The sequence below is a fragment of the Streptomyces sp. N35 genome (assembly GCF_016464295.1).
GTDB lineage: Bacteria > Actinomycetota > Actinomycetes > Streptomycetales > Streptomycetaceae > Streptomyces.
Genome location: NZ_JAEIMH010000003.1, coordinates 12,267 through 14,639 on the forward strand (window position 1 = coordinate 12,267; position 2,373 = coordinate 14,639).

Annotated in this window: 3 protein-coding genes; 1 reads left to right on the forward strand and 2 read right to left on the reverse strand. The window is 72.6% G+C overall.

Annotated features, from left to right (window positions below; translation table 11 throughout):
• Together JAO81_RS42105 and JAO81_RS01970 are read right to left on the reverse strand one after the other, a co-directional pair.
• The coding region (locus JAO81_RS42105; RefSeq protein ID WP_233414816.1) for a BTAD domain-containing putative transcriptional regulator at positions 1 to 777 on the reverse strand (777 nt) is incomplete at its 3' end.
• Positions 778 to 1,120: 343 nt separating this feature from the next.
• Positions 1,121 to 1,633, reverse strand: coding sequence for a GNAT family N-acetyltransferase (locus JAO81_RS01970; protein ID WP_199545963.1), 513 nt, complete (start codon positions 1,631 to 1,633; stop codon positions 1,121 to 1,123).
• Between the two features lie 151 nt (positions 1,634 to 1,784).
• Here JAO81_RS01970 and JAO81_RS01975 point away from each other — a divergent pair, with 151 nt between their 5' ends.
• On the forward strand, positions 1,785 to 2,282 hold the full coding sequence (locus JAO81_RS01975; RefSeq protein ID WP_199545964.1) for a peptidylprolyl isomerase: 498 nt from the start codon (positions 1,785 to 1,787) through the stop codon (positions 2,280 to 2,282).
• Positions 2,283 to 2,373: the final 91 nt, after the last annotated feature.

The window sequence follows — 2,373 nt, forward strand, 5'->3', positions numbered from 1 at the left end:
CGGAGCCCCCCCCCCCCCCCCGCCAGCGGCGCCCCCCGCCTGCCCCGCGGGGGCCCCGGGCCCCGCGCCCCCGGCAAGGACCGCCTCGTGCAGTTCCTGCAGCCGGCCGCCGGGGTCGATGCCGAGCTCCTCGCGCAGCAGCCGGCGCACCCGGCGGTAGTGGGCGAGCGCGTCGGCCTGCCGTCCGCAGCGGTACAGCGCGAGCATGTATTGGGCGGCCATCCGTTCGTCCAGCGGGTGGGCGGCGCAGCGTTCGGACAACTCGGCCTGGAGCGCGGTGTGTTGACCGAGCCGCAGCCGCAGGTCGGTGCAGTCGAGCTCCGCGGCGAGCCGCTCCCTGACCAGGGCCTCCCGAGTCGCGTTGAACCAGGGGGCGTCGGCGCCCGCGAAGGGTTCGCCGCACCAGAGACCGAGCGCCTCCTCGTACGCGGCCAGCGCGATGCTGTCGTCGGTCTCGGCGCGCGCCGCCGCGAGCAGCCGCCGGAAGCGGTGCACATCGATGGCCTGCGCGTCGGCGGTCATCACATAGCCGCCCGGCAGGCGGTCGATGGCGCAGGGCAGCAGGCGGCGCAGACGGGACAGATAGCTGTACAGCGTGTCCTTGGCGCGCTTCGGCGGAGCGTCCGCCCAGACCCGCTGGACGAGCTGGTCCACCGGTACCGTGCGCCCCACGTCCATCAGCAGTGCCGCGAGCACGGACCGCTGCCGTGCGGGCCCAAGGTCCACCTGTCTGCCGTCGGCCACCGCCCCGATGCCGCCGAGCAGTCGAAACTCCATCGCCCAGCCCCTGTGTCCCGCGCCGCACCCTCTTGGGGGCGTTCCCCGCTGGGGATTCTAGATCCTTGCAAGGTCTGTTCAGGGTCCGTCGAGCACTGTGGTGGTGAGCACGGGGGCACCGTGGTGGCGAGCGCGGCGGCCGCCACGAAAGCGCGCGGGGCGGGGGGCCCGCGGGGCGGGGGGCGCCGGGCCGGGGGCGGGGGGGGGTGGCGGCGCCCCCCACGAAGGCGCCCGCGGCGGCCGCATGGGGGGACGGCAGCCGCGGGCCGGGGCACTTGGCGGTACGAGGACCGGGGGATCTCGGCGGTACGCGGACCGGGGCACTCGGCGGTACGAGGACCGCTCAGCGCATCTCCTTCTCGAACCACGCCACGTCCCAGTAGCGCCCGAACTTGCGCCCCACCTCGCGGTGCGTACCGGCGGGCTTGAAGCCGAACCGTTCGTGCAGCTTGAAGGAAGCCTCGTTGGGGACGGTGATCCCCGCGTACGCGCGGTGGACGTCCTCCTCCGCGAGGAGCTCGAAGAGGGCGCCGTACAGCCGGCTGCCCAGACCGCGGCCGCCGTACTCGGGAGCGAGATAGACGCTGGTCTCCACGGAGGTGAGATACGCGAGCTTCGGGCGGAAGGCGCTGCTGGTCGCATAGCCGACGACCTTGCCGTCCTCCTCCGCGACGAGCAGCCGGTGCGGGCCCTTCGCGGGGTGGGCGAGCAGCCAGTCGCGGCGCAGGCCGACCGTGACCGGGTCGACGTCGAAGGTGATCGGCGTCTCGACGATGTAGTGGTTGTAGATCCGGGTGAGCTCCTCGAGATCACCCTCGTCCCCCGGCCGTACCCGCGCGGTCGTGCTCTGCTGCATCCCTGCCTCCTCGACGCCTCGTCGACCGCCGACGGTACCGCAGTGCGGGGGCCTGCCGCGAACTCGTTTGCCCAGGTCAGAGGTGACGCGCGGGAACACGATTCCGGGGGTGTGGACATCTCACCCCCGACGGGATGTCAGGATGGGACGCATGACAACCAAGGTCTACTTCGACATCAGCATCGACGACGCCCCCGCCGGGCGGATCACGTTCAACCTCTTCGATGACGTCGTCCCGAAGACTGCGGAGAACTTCCGCGCACTGTGCACCGGCGAGAAGGGCTTCGGCTACAAGGGCTCCCCGTTCCACCGCGTCATCCCGGAGTTCATGCTGCAGGGCGGTGACTTCACCAACGGCAACGGCACCGGTGGCAAGTCCATCTACGGCGAGGAGTTCCCCGACGAGAACTTCCAGCTCACGCACGACCGTCCGGGCCTGCTCTCGATGGCCAACCGCGGCCCGAACACCAACGGCTCGCAGTTCTTCGTCACGACCGTGGTGACCCCGTGGCTGGACGGCAAGCACGTGGTGTTCGGCGAGGTCGCCGACGACGAGTCGATGAAGCTCGTCCGCAAGATCGAGTCCCTCGGCTCGGGCAGCGGCCGTACCCGCGCCTCGATCGCCGTCGCCGACTCCGGCGTGCTCTGATCGCTCATATGCCCTCGGGGGGGCCGGGCCGGCGCCGGCCCCGGGCCCCCGGGCGGGCGAGGCCGGCCCCCCCCCCCCGCCCCCCGGCGGG